Source organism: Hydrogenophaga sp. NH-16 (assembly GCF_004006415.1).
GTDB lineage: Bacteria > Pseudomonadota > Gammaproteobacteria > Burkholderiales > Burkholderiaceae_C > Hydrogenophaga > Hydrogenophaga pseudoflava.
In genome coordinates, this window is sequence record NZ_CP029344.1 from 4,112,409 (window position 1) to 4,129,700 (window position 17,292).

General features: G+C 68.7%; 18 protein-coding genes. 11 read left to right on the forward strand and 7 right to left on the reverse strand.

From position 1 onward, the window contains the following. Positions 1-184: 184 nt before the first annotated feature. The 6 genes from DD542_RS19830 to cobA form a co-directional block, all read right to left on the reverse strand. The gene (locus DD542_RS19830) at positions 185-985 is read right to left on the reverse strand and encodes an ABC transporter ATP-binding protein (RefSeq protein WP_127806814.1); all 801 of its coding nucleotides are present in this window, start codon (positions 983-985) and stop codon (positions 185-187) included. After that, positions 982-1,908, reverse strand: coding sequence for a nitrate ABC transporter permease (ntrB, locus tag DD542_RS19835; RefSeq protein ID WP_127806815.1), 927 nt, complete (start codon positions 1,906-1,908; stop codon positions 982-984). The genes DD542_RS19830 and ntrB overlap by 4 nt, the downstream gene beginning before the upstream one ends. 21 nt (positions 1,909-1,929) lie before the next feature. Then, complete coding sequence (locus tag DD542_RS19840; protein ID WP_127806816.1) at positions 1,930-3,207, reverse strand: CmpA/NrtA family ABC transporter substrate-binding protein; 1,278 nt, start codon at positions 3,205-3,207, stop codon at positions 1,930-1,932. Positions 3,208-3,549: 342 nt separating this feature from the next. Then, positions 3,550-4,833, reverse strand: a complete 1,284-nt coding sequence (locus tag DD542_RS19845; RefSeq protein ID WP_066149972.1) for a nitrate regulatory protein — start codon at positions 4,831-4,833, stop codon at positions 3,550-3,552. A 54-nt stretch (positions 4,834-4,887) separates the two neighbouring features. Next, the gene (locus tag DD542_RS19850; RefSeq protein WP_127806817.1) at positions 4,888-5,583 is read right to left on the reverse strand and encodes a substrate-binding domain-containing protein; all 696 of its coding nucleotides are present in this window, start codon (positions 5,581-5,583) and stop codon (positions 4,888-4,890) included. An 83-nt stretch (positions 5,584-5,666) separates the two neighbouring features. Beyond that, positions 5,667-6,509 (reverse strand): uroporphyrinogen-III C-methyltransferase, encoded by an 843-nt coding sequence (gene cobA / locus DD542_RS19855; RefSeq protein ID WP_066149978.1) that lies wholly within the window; start codon positions 6,507-6,509, stop codon positions 5,667-5,669. A 237-nt stretch (positions 6,510-6,746) separates the two neighbouring features. Between cobA and DD542_RS19860 the strand changes: the two genes are divergently transcribed. The 11 genes from DD542_RS19860 (at position 6,747) to DD542_RS19910 (ending at position 16,209) form a co-directional block, all read left to right on the forward strand. Beyond that, positions 6,747-8,474 (forward strand): nitrite reductase, encoded by a 1,728-nt coding sequence (locus DD542_RS19860; RefSeq protein ID WP_079366951.1) that lies wholly within the window; start codon positions 6,747-6,749, stop codon positions 8,472-8,474. 152 nt (positions 8,475-8,626) lie between these two features. After that, positions 8,627-8,941 carry a c-type cytochrome gene (locus tag DD542_RS19865; RefSeq protein ID WP_079366950.1) on the forward strand — a complete coding sequence of 105 codons (315 nt, stop codon included), beginning with the start codon at positions 8,627-8,629 and terminating at the stop codon, positions 8,939-8,941. A 45-nt stretch (positions 8,942-8,986) separates the two neighbouring features. Further along, positions 8,987-9,304 carry a cytochrome c gene (locus tag DD542_RS19870; protein ID WP_241559816.1) on the forward strand — a complete coding sequence of 106 codons (318 nt, stop codon included), beginning with the start codon at positions 8,987-8,989 and terminating at the stop codon, positions 9,302-9,304. Continuing rightward, positions 9,301-10,494 (forward strand): cytochrome D1 domain-containing protein, encoded by a 1,194-nt coding sequence (locus tag DD542_RS19875; protein WP_079366948.1) that lies wholly within the window; start codon positions 9,301-9,303, stop codon positions 10,492-10,494. The genes DD542_RS19870 and DD542_RS19875 overlap by 4 nt, the downstream gene beginning before the upstream one ends. Before the next feature lie 15 nt (positions 10,495-10,509). Further along, the gene (locus DD542_RS19880; RefSeq protein WP_164868442.1) at positions 10,510-11,535 is read left to right on the forward strand and encodes an Lrp/AsnC family transcriptional regulator; all 1,026 of its coding nucleotides are present in this window, start codon (positions 10,510-10,512) and stop codon (positions 11,533-11,535) included. Next, positions 11,519-12,019: an Lrp/AsnC family transcriptional regulator gene (locus DD542_RS19885; RefSeq protein WP_127806818.1), complete on the forward strand. Its 501-nt coding sequence runs from the start codon at positions 11,519-11,521 to the stop codon at positions 12,017-12,019. Before DD542_RS19880 ends, DD542_RS19885 begins: the two co-directional genes overlap by 17 nt. After that, positions 12,006-12,488 carry an AsnC family transcriptional regulator gene (locus DD542_RS19890; protein ID WP_066149997.1) on the forward strand — a complete coding sequence of 161 codons (483 nt, stop codon included), beginning with the start codon at positions 12,006-12,008 and terminating at the stop codon, positions 12,486-12,488. Before DD542_RS19885 ends, DD542_RS19890 begins: the two co-directional genes overlap by 14 nt. A gap of 5 nt (positions 12,489-12,493) precedes the next feature. Next, positions 12,494-13,723, forward strand: coding sequence for a heme d1 biosynthesis radical SAM protein NirJ (gene nirJ, locus DD542_RS19895; protein WP_127806819.1), 1,230 nt, complete (start codon positions 12,494-12,496; stop codon positions 13,721-13,723). Positions 13,724-13,793: 70 nt separating this feature from the next. Then, entirely contained in the window at positions 13,794-15,347 is a 1,554-nt protein-coding gene (locus DD542_RS19900) for a nitrite reductase (protein WP_241559817.1), read from the forward strand. Beyond that, entirely contained in the window at positions 15,347-15,919 is a 573-nt protein-coding gene (locus tag DD542_RS19905; protein WP_127806821.1) for a cytochrome c oxidase subunit 3, read from the forward strand. The genes DD542_RS19900 and DD542_RS19905 overlap by 1 nt, the downstream gene beginning before the upstream one ends. A 14-nt stretch (positions 15,920-15,933) precedes the next feature. Continuing rightward, complete coding sequence (locus DD542_RS19910; RefSeq protein ID WP_127806822.1) at positions 15,934-16,209, forward strand: cytochrome C oxidase subunit IV family protein; 276 nt, start codon at positions 15,934-15,936, stop codon at positions 16,207-16,209. On the opposite strand, the gene DD542_RS19915 is transcribed toward DD542_RS19910, so the two are convergent. Then, positions 16,210-17,220: a hypothetical protein gene (locus DD542_RS19915; RefSeq protein ID WP_127806823.1), complete on the reverse strand. Its 1,011-nt coding sequence runs from the start codon at positions 17,218-17,220 to the stop codon at positions 16,210-16,212. Positions 17,221-17,292 lie beyond the last annotated feature (72 nt).

Sequence of the window (17,292 nt, forward strand, 5' to 3'; positions counted from 1 at the left end):
ACGACCGCAGGCCACCCGGGCGGGCGCTGCGGTCGCGGAGGCGCTGGAACACCGCGAACGCGGCGTGGCGCAGAGGGGGAAGGCCTTCGTCAGCCTTCGCCCGATTTCTTGCAAGCTTCGTGCCCGTCGAATCACGGGCGGGATGCACCAGCTTGGGGTGCGGGTGCTTGGGCCGCTGCGGGGGTCAGGCCGCCTTTTCGACGTGTGCCTGGCGCGTGTAGAGGAAGTCGATGACCGCCTTGCGGTAGTGCTGGTACTGCGGGTCGTCGGCCAGGGCGACGCGGTGGCGCGGGCGCGGCAGGTCGACCGCAAGCACCTCGCCGATGGTGGCGGCCGGCCCGTTGGTCATCATCACGATCTTGTCGGACAGCAGCACCGCCTCGTCCACGTCGTGCGTGACCATGACCACGGTGGCCTGGGTCTTGGCGACGATCTCCAGCAGCTCGTCCTGCAGCTTGGCGCGGGTCAGCGCGTCCAGGGCGCCGAAGGGTTCGTCCATCAGCAGCACCTTGGGCTCCATCGACAGCGCACGGGCAATGCCCACGCGCTGCTTCATGCCGCCCGAGATTTCGCCGGGGCGCTTTTGCGCGGCGGCCTTCAGGCCCACCAGTTCCAGCGCCGCATCGGTGCGCACCTTCAGCTGGATGCGGGTTTCGGTGCGGCCGAACACCCGCTCCACAGCCAGGAAGATGTTCTCGTAGCAGGTCAGCCAGGGCAGCAGCGAATGGTTCTGGAACACCACGGCGCGCTCGGGGCCAGGGCCTGCGATTTCCTTGTCGGCGCACAGCAGCACGCCACCGGTGGGCGTGGTCAGTCCGGCGATCAGGTTCAGCAGCGTGGACTTGCCGCAGCCCGAGTGGCCGATCAGCGCGACGAACTCGCCTTTGGCGACGGAGAGGTTGATGTCCTTGAGCGCGGGGAACAGGCCCTTTCTGGTCTTGAAGGTCTGCTCGACGCCCTGGATGTCGATGTACTTCGTGTTCATGCTTTCACTTCCTCATAGGTGAAGATAGAGGCCAGCTTGATGAGCGCGAACTCCAGCAGCAGGCCGACGATGCCGATCACGAAGATGGCGATGATGATGCTGGAGACGTTGAGGTTGTTCCACTCGTCCCAGACCCAGAAGCCGATGCCCACGCCGCCGGTCAGCATCTCGGCGGCCACGATCACCAGCCAGGCGGTGCCCACCGCCAGGCGCACGCCGGTCAGCAGGTAGGGCAGCACGGCGGGGAACAGGATCTTGGTGAAGATCTTCCACTCGCTGAGGTTGAGCACGCGGGCCACGTTCATGTAGTCCTGCGGCACGCGCTGCACGCCCACCGCGGTGTTGATGACCATGGGCCAGATCGAGCAGATGAAGATGGTCCAGATGGCGGCCGGGTTGGCGCCCTTGAACACCAGCAGACCGATGGGCAGCCAGGCCAGCGGCGACACCGGGCGCAGCAGGCTGATGAGCGGGTTGAACATGCGCGAGAGGAACACCGAGCGGCCAATCGCAAAGCCCGCCGGAATGCCGACCAGCGCCGCCATGCCGAAGCCGATGGCCACACGCTGCAGGGAGGCCAGCACGTTCCAGCCCACGCCCTGATCGTTGGGGCCGTTGCTGTAGAAGGGGTCGGAGAACACCTGCACCGCCTGCGCCCAGGTCTCGGCCGGTTTGGGTATGCCGCTGTTGGAGGTGGACGCGATGGCCTGCCAGACCAGCACGAGCACCGCCAGGCCCAGCACCGGCGGCAGCACGGCCATCCAGAAGCTGCGCAGATCGATCGCAGGCTTTTTCGGAGCAGGGGGCGCTGCGGCGGGCCTGGCTTGCGAGGCGGTCATGGCTTTGGCGATGGGCGAGGTGGTGGGGCTGGCGGCGGGCGGGGCCGAAGCCTCCAGCGGCATGTGAAAAACAGCGGCAACCATGGTGGTGCTCCTTGTGAAGGGTCAGGCCTTGATGGCGAAGCCGTCGGCGTACTTGGCGGGGTCCTTGCCGTCCCACACCACGCCGTCCATCAGCTTGCTGCTGCGCATCGGGTCCTTGGGCACGCTGATGCCCATGGCGCCTGCGACGGACTTGTAGAGCTCGATCTGGTTGATCTGCTTCGCGATGCCGAGGTAGTCGGGGTGGCTCTTGATCAAGCCCCAGCGCTTGTGCTGGGTGAGGAACCACATGCCGTCGGACAGGTAGGGGAAGTTGACCTTGCCGTCGTTGAAGAACTTCATGTGGTTGGGGTCGTCCCAGGTCTTGCCCATGCCGTTCTGATAACGGCCCAGGATGCGCTGGTTGATCGCGTCGACACCGGTGTTGATGTAGGCCTTCTGCGCCACGGTCTCGGCCATCTTCAGCTTGTTCTGCAGGCCGGCGTCGATCCAGCGGCTGGCTTCGAGCACGGCCATCATCACGGCGCGCGTGGTGTTGGGGTACTTCCTGACGAAGTCGGCGGTCGTGCCCAGCACCTTCTCGGGGTGGTCTTTCCAGAGGTCCTGGGTGGTGTTGGCCGTCACACCGATGCCGTCCATGATGGCGCGGTGGTTCCAGGGTTCGCCGACGCAGAAGCCGTCCATGTTGCCCACGCGCATGTTGGCCACCATCTGCGGCGGCGGCACGGTGATCAGCTTGGCGCCCGACAGCGGGTTGATGCCCGCGGCGGCCAGCCAGTAGTGCATCCACATCGCGTGGGTGCCGGTCGGGAAGGTGCCCGCGAAGGTGTACTCGCGCTTGTTTGCGGCCATGAACCTGGCCAGGGACGGGCCGTCCACCGCGCCCTTGTCGGCCAGCGCCTTGGACAGCGTGATCGCCTGGCCGTTGTTGTTCAGGCTCATCAGCACGGCCATGTCTTTCTTGGGGCCGGCCGTGCCCATGTGCACGCCGTAGACCAGGCCGTAGAGCACGTGGGCGAAGTCCAGTTCGCCGTTGACCAGCTTGTCGCGCACGCCGGCCCAGCTCGCCTCCTTGGTGGGCACGATGGTCACGCCGTACTTCTTGTCGAAACCCAGCACGCTGGCCATCACCACGCTGGCGCAGTCGGTCAGGGGGATGAAACCGATCTTGACCTCGGTCTTTTCCGGCGCGTCGGAGCCGGCGGCCCAGACGCCGCTGTGGCCCAGGGTGGAGAAGAAGGTGGCGGCGGCCGCGCCCTTCTTGATGAAGTCGCGGCGCGAGCCGCTGTCGGCGGCGGGCGCGGCGGCGGTCTCGGGTGTCGTGGCGCGGTGGTCGTTCATGCTCAACTCCTGTGAAGAAAAAACCGAAAACTGAAACCGGAAAAACAAAACGGCGCCCATTCCAGGCCCCCCTGTCGGGGGCGAGAAATGGACGCCGTTGTCCTGAGTGTCCTGAGACCGTCGGGAGGGTGTGCCGCCATTGGCACGTCCCGTTGACCATCCTTGAGCACGGACCGTGCCAGCTTGTGCTGGTTGGCTCCGTTGAAAGCGTAACTCTTTGAATTGGCTGGGTTTTTCGAAGAAGGCGGTGCAGGGGCAGCCGCTGAACGGGGTGTCAGGGCGGCTTCAAACTGGTGCGCGGCCGTGCGGCGGCACAGCTTTTGTGCGCCGCAACAGGTGGGCTCAGCGCAGGCCCGGCGGCAGGATCTCGGCCATGGCCAGCACCGCCTGCGCCACGTCCACCAGGCGCCGGTTCTGGTTCATCGCCATCTGGCGCAGCGTCTTGTGCGCCTCGTGCTCGCTGAGCTGGCGGTGTGCCATCAGCAGGCCCTTGGCGCGTTCGACGATCTTGCGTTCGTTCAGGCTGGCACGGACCATGTCCAGCTCGTCACCCATCTGCTGCAGGCGCTGCGCCTGTTCGTGCACCAGTTCGAGGATCGAGCGTTCCACCTGCGGGCCGTAGGCCTGCACCGGGTGCCCCAGGTTCACCGGCGGCGCGGGGGCGGCCTGGCCTTCGTCGAAGAAGTCGCCGTGCTCGGGCAGGTCCTCGCCCAGCGACTCGGCGCGCTGCCACTTCTGGAAGTCGGCCAGGTCGCGGGTGGCGGCCGCCAGGCGCTGGTGGCACAGGGCCTCCAGCTCGGCGGCCAGCGCGTCCTCCACCGTCTTCATGGTGTCCATGCGGGCGGTGCAGGCGTCGAACCAGATCTGGCTCAGGCCGGTGTCCAGCGGGCCGCCGGGCAGCGAGGTGGCCAGGATGCGGCGCAGCCGCTCCAGCGAGGCCTGCGTGTCGTGCCGCTGCACGGCGGCCCAGGCCTCGCGCAGCGGCTCGCTGGCGAAGTCGGCGAACACCTGCAGGCAGCGTTCCTGCGAGTCGATCAGGTGCAGCAGGCGCTGCTGGCCGTCGGCCTGCGCGCAGCCCGCCGCAAACAGGGCCGAGCCGGTGGCGCGTTCCTGGCCGGCGAATTCCTTGCCCTGGATGAAGTTGAACAGGGCCACCAGGCGGCGCGAGATGTCGGGGTCGGAGGCGCTGTCGGCGGCCTCGAACACCACCGCCAGCAGGCCGTTGATCAGGCGGATGTAGCCGGCGGTGGCGCGTGCGGCGCTCCAGACCTGTGTCTGCACACGCAGGCGCAGCAGGGGTAGGGCGTCCAGGCCCTGCAGCACATAGGCGATGCGGCTGAACAGGCGGGCGCCGTTGCCGGCGCGCGGGGTCTCGGTGTCCAGGGTGTCGAAGGCGGCGCGCACCTCGGCCTGCAGCTCGTCGCAGCACGCCACCTGGGCCAGGCGCTCATCGGCCCAGTGCTGGCCTTGCGAGGCGAGGTAGAGGTTGGACAGGCCGCGCTCGCGCTGCAGCGCATGGATGAAGCGGCCGGTGGCGTTGACCAGGGCGCTGGTCAGCGCCAGCTGTTGCAGGCCGGCGATTTCGCAGCGCTTGGCGGCAATGAGGAAACAGAAGGCCGATTTCATGCCCTGGGGCGGCAGCAACATTCGTGCCGCCTGGAGCGTGGGGGCCCGACAGTTTCAGGCAGGTGTCATGCCGTGCCGGCGTTTGAGATCGGCGGTTTCCGAGCTCGCAAGAAATGCCAGGAACTTTTGTACGGCATCCGGCTGCGTGCTCACGGTGGCGCGGGCCGCCGAGAAGGTGGTGACGATCTGTACGGCTTCGGGCAGGCCGCCGATCACGTCGATGCCGACCACACCCGTCATCTCGCTGAGCTGCTGGAAGCCCAGTGCGACTTCGCCTTTGGCAACCAGCGAACCCACCGAGGTGCCTGGCGGCGGCGTGACGATGCGCGGTGCGATCTGCTGCGCAATGCCCCAGCGCTCGAACAGCTTCGCCAGTTGCACACCGCTGGGACCGGTGGAGTAGCCGAGCGTGGGCGCGGCCAGCACCGCGGCCTTGAGCGCGGCTTCGGTGGCGATGTCCGGGTGCGGGGTGCCGGCCGGCACGGCCACGGCCACGGCCGAGCGGACCATGTCGGTGCGGCTGTCGGCCGCCACGTGGCCGCTGGCGGCCAGCTTCTCGATCGCGTCCGAGGCCAGGGCCACGATGTCGAAGGCCTCGCCGGCCACGACGCGTTTGGCCGCGTCGACGCCGCCGACCGAAGTGACGGCGACCATGGTGTCCGGCTGTTGCGCCGAATACGCGGCCACCAGGTCGGCCAGCAGGGCCTTGGTGGCCATGGAAGAGATCAGGGTCAGGGAAGTGGTCGGCATGGCGGCAAAGGGCTCGTGGGCGGAGCCCGCCAGCGTATCAAAGCCACTCTCGTCTGACCCGTGTCCGCGCGTTCTTTCTGTTATCAGGCCACGGCATGGACCGGCGCGGCCGCCGCTGCGACCGGGGGCGCTGAGGGCACCAGCTGCGCGCGCACCGACACCACCCCGCCGACCATGATCAGCGCCGGCGGGCGCACCTGGTGGCGCAGCGCCAGCGCGGGCAGCTCGGCCAGCGTGCCGGTGATGCAGCGTTCGTCGGGCAGGGTGGCCTTCTCGACCAGTGCGGCTGGCGTCTGCGGCGACAGGCCGTGGGCGATCAGCTGGCGGCAGATCTCGGGCAGGTTGTTCACGCCCATGTAGAGCACCACGGTCTGGCGCGGGCGCGCGAGCATGGCCCAGTCCATGTCCAGGCCCTGGCCGTCGCGCAGGTGGCCGGTGGCCAGCACGAGGGAACAGGCGTGGTCGCGGTGGGTCAGCGGAATGCCGACCGAGGCCGCAGCACCCTGAGCGGCCGTGAGGCCGGGGACCACGGTGAACGGAATGCCCTCGGCCGCCAGGGCCTGGGCCTCTTCGCCGCCGCGGCCGAAGATGTAGCCGTCGCCGCCCTTGAGCCGCAACAGTGAGCGGCCGCTGCGCGCCAGTTGCACCATGAGTTCGATGATCGAGGCCTGGGGCAGGGTGTGGCGCGAGCTTTCCTTGCCGACATAGATGCGCTCGGCGTCGGGGCTCAGGTGTTCCAGCACCGCCGGGCTGACCAGGTGGTCGTACAGCACCAGCCGCGCCGCCTGCAGGGCCTTCACCGCCTTCACCGTCAGCAGATCCGGGTCGCCCGGGCCCGCGCCCACCAGCGTCACCGTGCCCGGAGGCGCTGCGCAGCCATCGGCATCGGCGGTCCGCGCGGGGGTGATCAGGTTGACCAGGTTCATGACTCGCTCCGTCGTGGGATGGCGGCCCGGCTGCATCGCCGGGACGTCCGTTGTTGTGAGGCCCATTGTTCGGACGCGACGGAGGACCGTCCTTGAACCAGTTCAAGGACAACGCCTGTGACCGGGCAGAGCATGTGCCTGCTCGCATCGGCCATGGACAGCAGCCGGGCGAGCGGGCACAGCGCCCCACCAGGGACGGCCACTTCAAACGCTGCTCCACGACGGAGAGAGAACATCATGAGATCCCGCACCACGATTCGCCTGACGATGCTGGCGATGGCGGCACTGATCGGCACCGGCGCGTTCGCGCAGGCGGCTGCAGACAAGAAGCTCAGCCCGGCGGAAGCCAACTACCAGGCCGGCGGATCGCCGCTGGTCAACGAGCCGATGTACCAGGCGACCAATCCCAAGGCGCCGCCGATGACGCAGGCCGAGTTCGACACCGCACGCAAGATTTACTTCGAGCGCTGCGCCGGCTGCCACGGCGTGCTGCGCAAGGGCGCCACCGGCAAACCGCTGACACCCGACATCACCATCGGCAAGGGCACGGACTACCTCAAGGTGTTCATCGCCTACGGCTCCCCGGCCGGCATGCCCAACTGGCAGACCAGCGGCGAGATGAGCGAGAAGGAAGTGGACCTGATGGCGCGCTACATCCAGCACGACGCGCCCACGCCGCCCGAATACAGCCTGGCCGACATGAAGGCCACCTGGAAGGTGATCGTCCCGCCCGAGAAGCGGCCGACGAAGAAGATGAACAACTACAACATCACCAACATCTTCAGCACCACGCTGCGGGACACGGGTGAGGTGGCGCTGATCGATGGCGACACCAAGCAGATCATCAACATCGTCAAGACCGGCTACGCGGTGCACATCTCGCGCCTGTCGGCCTCGGGTCGCTACCTGTTCGTGATCGGCCGCGACGCCAAGATCAACATGATCGACCTGTGGATGGAGAAGCCCGACAACGTGGCCGAGATCCGCACCGGCCTGGAAGCGCGCTCGGTCGAAACCAGCAAGTTCAAGGGCTTTGAAGACAAGTACGCGATCGCCGGTTCGTACTGGCCGCCCCAGTTCGTGATCATGAACGGCGACACGCTGGAGCCGCTGAAGATCGTGGCCACCCGAGGCAACACGGTCGACACGCAGGAGTACCACCCCGAGCCGCGCGTGGCCTCCATCGTGGGCAGCCACTACAAGCCCGAGTTCGTGGTGAACGTGAAGGAAACCGGGCAGACCCTGCTGGTGGACTACTCCAACATCGATGCGCTCAAGGTCACCACCATCGGCACCGCGCGCTTCCTGCACGACGGCGGCCTGGACTCGACCAAGCGCTACTTCATGGTGGCGGCCAACAACAGCAACAAGATCGCGGCGGTGGACCTGAAAGAGGGCAAGCTGACCAAGCTGATCGACGTGGGCAAGATCCCGCACCCGGGCCGTGGCGCCAACTTCGTGCACCCGACCTACGGGCCCGTGTGGTCCACCGGCCACCTGGGCGACGAGACCATCTCGCTGATCGGCACCGACCCGGTCAAGCACCCCAAGAATGCCTGGAAGGTGGTGCAGACCCTCAAGGGCCAGGGCGGCGGCGCGCTGTTCATCAAGAGCCACCCGAAGAGCAGGCACCTGTACTCGGACACCCCGCTCAACCCCGATCCGAAGATCTCGCAATCGGTCGCGGTGTACGACATCGACAACCTGGAGAAGGGCTACACCGTGCTGCCGATCGCCGATTGGGCGGGCATCAAGGACGACGGCGCCAAGCGCGTCGTGCAGCCCGAGTTCAACCGGGCCGGCGACGAGGTCTGGTTCTCGGTGTGGAGCGCCAAGAACAAGGAGAGCGCGCTGGTGATCGTGGACGACAAAACGCTCAAGCTCAAGGCTGTGATCAAGGACCCGCGCCTGATCACGCCGACGGGGCACTTCAACGTGCACAACACCCAACATGATGTCTATTGACTCCCCCCTGCGCCGAAGGAAGTGACGCCCCCCTGCGCCGCTTCGCGGCTTCCCCCCGGAGGGGGGACGGCGCGAGTGGCCTGGCAAAGCCAGTTCCACCGCGCCCTGGGTGAAGTCACTTCGTTTTCGTTGTTTTTCTTCTGGAGAACTTCATGAGAGTGTTTGTTTCTGCTGTAGCGGCTGCTGTGCTTGCGCTGGGTTCCGGCGCTGCCTTCGCCGACGGCGAGGCGGCCATGAACAAGGCCGGGTGCATGGCCTGCCATGCCAAGGACAAGAAGCTGGTCGGGCCTTCGTTCAAGGACATTGCGGCCAAGTACAAGGGCCAGGATGTCACGGCCAAGCTGTTCGACAAGGTGCGCAAGGGCGGGTCCGGCGTGTTCGGCCCCATCCCCATGTCGCCCAACGGGCCCGACAAGATCGCCGACCCCGACCTCAAGGACGCCATCGCGGTGATCCTGAAGTCCTGATCCGGGAGGCCTGCCGTGCTGCGTACCGCTTCCATCCTGTCCGCGCTGTTGCTGGGGCCTGTGCTGGCCTTCGCGCAGTCGGAGCCTTCGCCCGATGCATCGCGTTCGCGGGAGCTGGTGCGCATGGTGCGGCAGGACTGCGGCTCGTGCCACGGCATGCGCCTGACCGGCGGCCTCGGCCCGGCGCTGACGCGCGAGGCCCTGGCCGACTTTCCCCTCGACAGCCTGGCCGCCGTGATCTTCCACGGCCGGCCGGGCACCCCCATGCCGCCCTGGAAGGCGATGCTCAGCGAGCCCGAGGCGCGCTGGATCGCGCTGCGCCTGCAGCAGGGCTTTCCTGAAGAAGTGGTGAAAACGCCATGAAGCGCCGTGAATGGCTGGCCGCTGCGGCCACCCTCTCGTCCATCGCCGCCGTGGGCGGCCTCACCGGTTGCGCCGCGCCCGTGCTGCGCGGCACCGGCGACCTGGGCGTGGTCATCGGCCGCGCCAACGGCACGCTGTATCTGGTGGACACCTCCACCCGCGCGCTGATTGGCGAGGTGCCCGGCCTGGGCGACCTCTCGCACGCCTCGGTGGTGTTCTCGCGAGACGGGCGCTTTGCCTATGTGTTCGGGCGCGACGGCGCGCTCACCATGGTCGATCTGCTCACTCAGCGGATTGCCAAGCGCGTGATGCAGGCCGGCAACTCCATCGGTGGCGCCATCAGCGCCGACGGCACGCTGGTGGCGGCGCAGAACTACACGCCCGGCGGCGTGAAGGTGTTCGACGCGCGCACACTGGAACTTGTCGCCGACATTCCGGCCGAATACGCGCCCGGCAAGCTGTCCCGCGTGGTCGGCCTCGTCGACCTGCCGGGCCGGCGTTTCGCCTACAGCCTGTTCGACGCCGACGCGATCTGGGTCACCGACTGTTCGGACCCGAAGAAGGTCACCACACAGAAATTCGACGGCATCGGCCGCCAGCCCTACGACGCGCTGGTCACGCCCGATGGCCGTCACTACATCGCCGGCCTGTTCGGCGAAGACGGTCTGGCCATGGTCGACCTCTGGGCCGACCAGCCCCAGGTGCGCCGCATCCTCGGCGGTTACGGCAAGGGCCAGGAGCCGCTGCCGGTCTACAAGATGCCGCACCTGCGCGGCTGGGCCGTGGCCGGGCGCCGCGCCTACCTGCCCGCCATCGGCCGGCACGAGGTGCTGGTGGTCGACACCGACAACTGGCAGGAAGTCGGCCGCATCCCGGTCGCCGGCCAGCCGGTGTTCGTGATGGCGCGGCCCGACGGCCGCCAGGTCTGGGTCAACTTCTCGGTGCCCGATTACCACCGCGTGCAGGTCATCGACACCCAGCGCCAGCAGATCGTGCAGACCCTGGAGCCGGGCAAGGCCGTGCTGCACATGGAGTTCACGCCGCGCGGCGACACCGTGTGGATCAGCAGCCGCGACGAGAACCGCGTGAGCGTGATCGACACGCAGACCTTCGCCACCCGCGCGCGGCTTGACGTGCCCGCGCCCAGTGGCATCTTCTTCACCTCGCGCGCCGCGCGCATGGGGTTCTGAGCCGTGGACGCCGCGATGAACGCCGACCTGCGCCTGCTCAACGACTGGCAGCACGGCTTCCCGCTGTGCCGCGATCCCTTCGGTGTGCTCGCAGCGCAGACCGGACTGGACCGGGAAGAGGTGCTGGCGCAGTTGCAGGCCGCGCAGGACGATGGCCGCATCAGCCGCATCGGCGGCGTGTTCGCCCACGGCAGCGGTGGTGATGCGGTGCTGGCCGCCATGGCCGTGCCGCCGCACCGCATCGAGGCCGTGGCCGCCGCCGTCTCGGCCCATCCGGGCGTGAACCACAACTACCTGCGCGAACATCACCACAACCTCTGGTTCGTGATGACCGGCGCCGACCGGCACGCCGTCGAGATGGGCGTGAGCGCGCTGGAGCACGCCACCGGGCTGCCCGCCCTGCGGCTGCGCATGGTCCGGCCCTACCGCATCGACCTGGGCTTCGATCTGTGCGGCGACACCGCGCACCAGCCCATGCGCGCCACCGCCGCCGTGGCCTCACTCGCGCCGTTGCCCTCCAGCCAGTGGCCGCTCGCGCGCCGCGTCGAGGCCGGCCTGCCGCTGGTGGAGCGCCCCTATGCCCAGTGGGCCGACGAACTCGGTGGCGACGAGGACGGTGTGACCGAGCGCATCGGGCAGTGGCTGGCCGAGGGCCGGCTCAAGCGCTTCGGTGTCGTGGTACGCCACCACGAACTGGGTTTTTCAGCCAACGCCATGACGGTGTTCGACGTGCCCGACGAGCGCGTGGACGCCTGCGGCCAGGCGCTGGCCGAACAGGCGGGCGTGACCCTGGCCTACCGCCGCACGCGCGCCGAGGGCTGGCCCTACAACCTCTACGCGATGGTGCACGGCACGAACCGCGAGGCGGTCATGGCCGTGATCGAGCGTGTGACCCACGCCGCCGGTCTGGCGAGCCATCCGCGCGAGGTGCTGTTCTCCACCCGCCGCTTCAAGCAGACCGGCGCACGCCGCTTCCGCGGCTGGAGCGTCGCGCCCGCCGCAGCCCCTTTGCCGGAGGTGCCCCATGGCTTCGCCCGATGACCTGCGCCTGATCGACCGCCTGCACGGAGGCTTTCCGCTCTGCGACCGGCCCTTTGCCGAGGTCGCCGCCACACTGGGCTGCACCGAGGACATGCTGATCGACCGTCTGCAGCGCCTGCTGGCGCATGGCGACCTCACGCGCTTCGGCCCGCTGTTCCAGATCGAACGCGCCGGTGGCCGCTTCGTGCTGGCCGCCATGGCCGTGCCTGAGCAACGCTTCGAGACCGTGGCCGCGCAGCTGGGTGCCATGCCCGAGATCGCCCACAACTACCGCCGCGAGTCGGCCCACCCCGACCAGCCCGGCGCCACGCCGCTGAACATGTGGTTCGTGATCGCGGTCGAACACGCCGACCAGGTGGACCGCGTGACCCAGGACATCGAGGCCATGACCGGCCTGCCGGTCTACGCCTTTCCCAAGGAGCGCGAGTTCTTTGTCGAACTGCGCCTGCCCCTGCTGCCCGGAGGCCACCATGTCCCTGGATGAACTGGACCGCCGCATCATCCGCGCCACCCAGTCGGGCCTGCCGCTGGTGCCCCGCCCCTACGAGGCCGTGGGCGCGGCGCTGGGCATCAGCGGCGAACAGGTGCGCGAGCGCCTGCAGGCCATGCTGGAAGAAGGCCTGGTCCGCCGCATTGGCGCCGTGCCCAACCACTACCGCCTGGGCTTCACCGCCAACGGCATGAGCGTGTGGGACGTGGCCGACGAACGCGTCGACGAACTCGGCGAACGCATCGGCCAGCTGCCCTTCGTGAGCCACTGCTACCGCCGCCCGAGAAAGCCGCCGGTCTGGCCGTACAACCTGTTCGCCATGCTGCACGGCCGCTCGCGCGACGAGGTCGAGGCCCAGGCGCAGCAGGTCGCGGCGCTGCTCGGCGACGCCTGCCGCGCGCACGACATCCTCTATTCCACCGCCATCCTCAAGAAGACAGGATTGCGGATTTCCGAAAGCTGAGAACCATGTTCCGCATCAGCCAGTACATGCGCGAACTCGCGCAAGCCGAACAGACCGGGCAGTGGCCCGCCGCCAGCCGCCGCGGGTCGGGCACGCCGCCCGGACCCGTCGTGATCTGGAACCTCATCAGACGCTGCAACCTCACCTGCAAACACTGCTACGCACTCTCGGCCGACCACGACTACACGGGTGAACTGAGCGGCGACGAGGTGGCCACGGTGATGGACGACCTCAAGGCGTTTCGCGTGCCGGTGCTCATCCTCTCGGGTGGCGAGCCGCTGATGCGGCCGGACCTCTTCGAGATCGCCGAGCGCGCCAAACGCATGGGCTTCTACACCGGCCTGTCCACCAACGGCACGCTGATCGACGCGCCCATGGCCGACCGCATCGCGGCGCAGGGTTTCGACTACGTGGGCATCAGCCTGGACGGCCTGCGCGAGACGCACGACAGGTTCCGCCGACTCGAAGGCGCCTTCGACCGCAGCCTGGCGGCGGTGCGCCTGCTGCGCGAGCGCGGCGTCAAGGTCGGCCTGCGCTACACCATGACCGCGATGAACGCTCACGACTTCGCGCCGCTGCTCGACCTGATGCGCGCCGAGCGGGTCAACAAGTTCTATTTCTCGCACCTGAACTACGCGGGCCGCGGCAACATCCACCGCGGCAAGGACGCGCAGTTCCAGTCCACCCGCGACGCGCTGGACCAGCTGTACGACCGCGCCTGGCAGGCCGCGCGCGACGGGCTGGACGAGGAGTACGTGACCGGCAACAACGACGCCGACGGCCCCTACCTGCTGCAGTGGGTGGCGCAGCGTTTCCCGCGCTGGACCGAGGCCCTGCGCGAGCGCCTGGTGGCCTGGGGCGGCAACGCCAGCGGCGTGAACGTGGCCAACATCGACAACCTCGGCGAGGTCCACCCCGACACCATGTGGTGGCACCACGCCCTGGGCAATGTGCGCCAGCGGCCGTTCTCGCAGATCTGGATGGACACGACCGACCCGCTGATGGCAGGTCTCAAGACCAGCCCGCGCCCGGTCGAAGGCCGCTGCGCGCAGTGCCAGCACTTCGCCATCTGCGGCGGCAACACCCGCACGCGGGCGCAGCAGCTGACAGGCAACGCCTGGGCCGAGGACCCGGGCTGTTACCTGAGCGACGAAGAGATCGGTCTGCCGGCCGGTGACGCCACGGCGTCCACCCGCCGCACGACCATCCTGCTGAAGGAGGTGGACCATGTCTGAACCCGCGAACCGCTGGACCGAACGTCTGGCCAATACCGCCCGCGCCGCGCTGGTGCTGGGCCTGTGCTGGATGGGCGTGGACATGGCCGGCGCGCAGACCATCGACGCCAAGGCCCTGTACCAGCAGAACTGCGCCGCCTGCCACGGCGAGCAGCGCACCGGCGCCATGGGTCCGGCCCTGCTGCCCGAAAGCCTGGAGCGCCTGCGCCCGGCCGAGGCGCTGAAGGTCATCCAGCACGGCCGCCCCGCGACGCAGATGCCGGGCTTCACCCAGCAGCTCAGCGCCGAGGAAATCAGCGCGCTGGCGGCCCACATCCGCACCCCGGTGCTGCCCGCACCGCGCTGGACCGAGGCCGACATCCGCGCCTCGCGCACCTTCAACGAAGTGCCCAAGGGCGAGCCGGCGAAGCCGCTGTGGTCCGCCGACCCGATGAACCTGTTCGTGGTCGTCGAGGGTGGCGACCACCACATCAGCCTGCTCGACGGCGACAAGTTCGAGGTCATCACCCGCTTTGCCAGCCGCTTCGCGCTGCACGGCGGCCCCAAGTTCACACCCGACGGCCGCTACGTGTTCTTCGGATCGCGCGACGGCTGGATCACCAAGTACGACCTCTGGCGCCTGCGCGTGGTGGCCGAGGTGCGCGCCGGCCTGAACATGCGCAACGTGGCCGTGAGCGGCGACGGCCAATGGGTCATGGCCGCCAACTACCTGCCGCACAGCGTGGTGCTGTTCGACGCCGACCTGAACCTCCGGCAGACCTACGCCGCCGCCACGCTGGACGGCAAGGCCACTTCGCGCGTGTCGGCCGTGTACGACGCCACGCCACGCAACAGCTTCGTTGTCGCGCTCAAGGACATTCCCGAGCTCTGGGAGATTTCCTACGACCCGAAGGCCGCGCCGATCTACGACGGCCTGGTGCACGACTACAAGATGGGCGAGGCGATTGCCAAACCCGGCTTCCTGGGTGTGCGCCGCACGCCGCTGGAGGAGCCGCTGGACGACTTCTTCTTCGACCAGAGCTACCGCCATGTGCTGGGGGCCACACGGCCGAAGGACGTCTCCACATCCGGGCCGAAAACCGGCGACGGCGCGGCCACCGCGCAGGTGGTCAACCTCGACGTGCGCCGCAAGATCGCCGACCTGCCCATCGCCGGCATGCCGCACCTGGGCTCGGGCATCACCTTCGCCTGGAACGGCAGCACCGTGCTGGCCTCTCCGAACTTGAAAGGCGGCGCCATCGACGTGATCGACATGAAGACCTGGAAGCCGGTCGCCACCATCCCCACGCCCGGTCCGGGCTTTTTCATGCGCAGCCACGAGAACAGTCGCTACGCCTGGACCGACTCGATGATGAGCCCGACCGCCAAGGACACCATGACCCTCATCGACAAGACCACGCTGCAGCCCGTGGCCACGGTGAAGGAACCCGGCAAGACCCTGGCCCACATCGAGTTCACCAAGGACGGCAAGTACGCACTGGCCAGCGTCTGGGAAATGGACGGCGCGCTGATCGTCTACGACGCCGCCACCTTCAAGGAATTCAAGCGCCTGCCCATGAGCAAGCCGGTGGGCAAGTACAACGTATGGAACAAGATCACGCGCTCCGAGGGAACGTCCCACTGATGTCGGCTGTTCATCATGAGCCGCGCCTGGCCGGCGACGGTGTGGTCTGGCTGCTGGTGCTGGCCGAGCTGCTGACCTTCGGTCTGCTCTTCGTCTCGTTCGCGGTCACCCGCCACCTGCAACCCGAGGTGTTCGGCCCCGGCCAGGCCGCGCTGAGCCTGCACACCGGTGCGCTCAACACCCTGCTGCTGGTGGCGGCCAGCTGGGCCGCCGTGCGCGCGGTGCGCTGCTTTGAAGCAGACCAGGGCCGGGCGGGCGCGCACTGGCTGCTGGCCGCGCTGGCGGGCGCCATCGGCTTCCTGGTCGTCAAGACCCACGAGTTCGCGGGCAAGGTGCAGCAAGGGTTCGACTGGGCCACCGATTCGTTCACGCTGCTCTACACCCTGCTCACCGGCTTCCACTACCTGCACGTGCTGGTGGGCGCCATCGTGTTCGCCGTGCTCTGGTTCAAGGCCCGCGCCGGCGCCTACGGGCGGGCCAACCACATGGGCCCGGCCTCGGGCGCGGTGTTCTGGCACATGGTCGACCTGCTGTGGATGGTGCTGTTCCCGCTGGTCTACGTCATCCGCTGAAGGCTGTGAAGAACATGCGACTGAACAAAGCCGACACCATCTTCGCGCTGCTCGCGCTCGCCACCCTGGCCAGCTGGTGGCTGGGGGAGGGCGCGGCCGTCAGCGGCCAGCACCTGGGCACGGTGGCGACACTCGCCGTGCTCGCACTCTCGGCCTTCAAGGGTGCGCTGATCGCGCTGGACTACATGGAACTGCGGAGCGCCCCCGCGCTGTGGCGGCGCTTGGTGATGGGCTGGCTGGTGGTGGTGCTGGGGCTGATCGTGCTGTTCAGCGTGGGGCTGCGCGGCTGATCAGCGCCCCCGCCGCACCGCCCGCACCATCACCGCCCCGAACAGCACAAACGCCAGCGCGTGGCCCGCGCCTGCCGCCGCCAGTCCATCCGCCCAGCCCGTGACCGATGCCCCCACCCGCAGCGCCAGGCTCACCCCCAGCACCGCCAGCGGCAGCAGCGCCCAGCGCGTGGGTTCGGGCCGCCAGCCGGCCAGGGCCGGCAGCATGATGGGGGCGTGGCCGAAGACCATGGCCATGACGAAACCCAGCCAGAGCGCGTGCCAGGCGACGGTCTGGCCCATCAGCCCCAGCACCGACCCCGTCGCCAGCCAGACGTAGCCGACCACAAGGCAGATCGCAGTGTGGCCGGCCCAGCCTTTGGCGCGCCACTGGCGCGTGGCCACGTCCCAGCGCAGCAGCCAGGCGGCCAGCAGGGCCATGGTGGTCCACCACAGCACCGTGGCCACACCGGGTTGCCACAGCGCCAGCAGCACCGCGGCCACCGCACCGGCCCAGACCAGCAGGAAGGCTTTCGAGGCCCACCCGGGCAGCTTCACCAGCCGCGTCAGTTCGCGCCGTTCGCCGGCGATGGTCAGCACCAGGAAGGCGCTCCAGCCGATGCGGGCGGCGTCCATCTGGCCCATCGCGAAGGCGGCGTTGGCCACCAGCAGGGCCAGCGCACCCGAGGCCTCCACCGCCAGCGGCAGCGACATGGCGCGGTTCGATCCGGCCCAGGCGTAGAGCCACACCAGCCCGGCGGCCGAGGCCACCCACAGCACGCCCGCAGCGGTCCATTGGCCCACGCCCCAGGCCAGCCAGCCGCCCAGGGCCGCCAGCACCGGCACCCACAGGCCGCGCCGCAGCGCGACCACGCGTTCGAGCGCGATCAGGGCGCCGAAGAAGCCGGCCATCATCACCGCGCCGTGGGCCGTGATGGCGTGGGCGCCGGTGGGGCCGAAGCCCTGCGCGGGCAGGCTGCCCAGGCGCACCAGGCCGCCACCCACGGCGCCCAGCAGGTTGGTGATGGCCATGAGCGCGGCCAGGCCGACGGCCCAGCGGGGCAGGGGGGGCGGTTCGGCCGGGCGCGCAGGGCGGGGTGGCCT

Bases quoted from the DNA above. Each gene is read 5' to 3' on its own strand.
- DD542_RS19830 (WP_127806814.1), bottom strand. From the start codon at position 985: ATGAACACGAAGTACATCGACATCCAGGGCGTCGAGCAGACCTTCAAG.
- DD542_RS19845 (WP_066149972.1), bottom strand. From the start codon at position 4,833: ATGAAATCGGCCTTCTGTTTCCTCATTGCCGCCAAGCGCTGCGAAATC.
- DD542_RS19860 (WP_079366951.1), top strand. From the start codon at position 6,747: ATGAGATCCCGCACCACGATTCGCCTGACGATGCTGGCGATGGCGGCA.
- nirJ (WP_127806819.1), top strand. From the start codon at position 12,494: ATGTTCCGCATCAGCCAGTACATGCGCGAACTCGCGCAAGCCGAACAG.
- DD542_RS19890 (WP_066149997.1), top strand. From the start codon at position 12,006: ATGTCCCTGGATGAACTGGACCGCCGCATCATCCGCGCCACCCAGTCG.
- DD542_RS19880 (WP_164868442.1), top strand. From the start codon at position 10,510: ATGAACGCCGACCTGCGCCTGCTCAACGACTGGCAGCACGGCTTCCCG.
- ntrB (WP_127806815.1), bottom strand. From the start codon at position 1,908: ATGGTTGCCGCTGTTTTTCACATGCCGCTGGAGGCTTCGGCCCCGCCC.
- DD542_RS19875 (WP_079366948.1), top strand. From the start codon at position 9,301: ATGAAGCGCCGTGAATGGCTGGCCGCTGCGGCCACCCTCTCGTCCATC.
- DD542_RS19865 (WP_079366950.1), top strand. From the start codon at position 8,627: ATGAGAGTGTTTGTTTCTGCTGTAGCGGCTGCTGTGCTTGCGCTGGGT.
- DD542_RS19915 (WP_127806823.1), bottom strand. From the start codon at position 17,220: ATGGCCATCACCAACCTGCTGGGCGCCGTGGGTGGCGGCCTGGTGCGC.
- DD542_RS19905 (WP_127806821.1), top strand. From the start codon at position 15,347: ATGTCGGCTGTTCATCATGAGCCGCGCCTGGCCGGCGACGGTGTGGTC.
- DD542_RS19910 (WP_127806822.1), top strand. From the start codon at position 15,934: ATGCGACTGAACAAAGCCGACACCATCTTCGCGCTGCTCGCGCTCGCC.
- cobA (WP_066149978.1), bottom strand. From the start codon at position 6,509: ATGAACCTGGTCAACCTGATCACCCCCGCGCGGACCGCCGATGCCGAT.
- DD542_RS19840 (WP_127806816.1), bottom strand. From the start codon at position 3,207: ATGAACGACCACCGCGCCACGACACCCGAGACCGCCGCCGCGCCCGCC.
- DD542_RS19850 (WP_127806817.1), bottom strand. From the start codon at position 5,583: ATGCCGACCACTTCCCTGACCCTGATCTCTTCCATGGCCACCAAGGCC.
- DD542_RS19900 (WP_241559817.1), top strand. From the start codon at position 13,794: ATGGGCGTGGACATGGCCGGCGCGCAGACCATCGACGCCAAGGCCCTG.
- DD542_RS19885 (WP_127806818.1), top strand. From the start codon at position 11,519: ATGGCTTCGCCCGATGACCTGCGCCTGATCGACCGCCTGCACGGAGGC.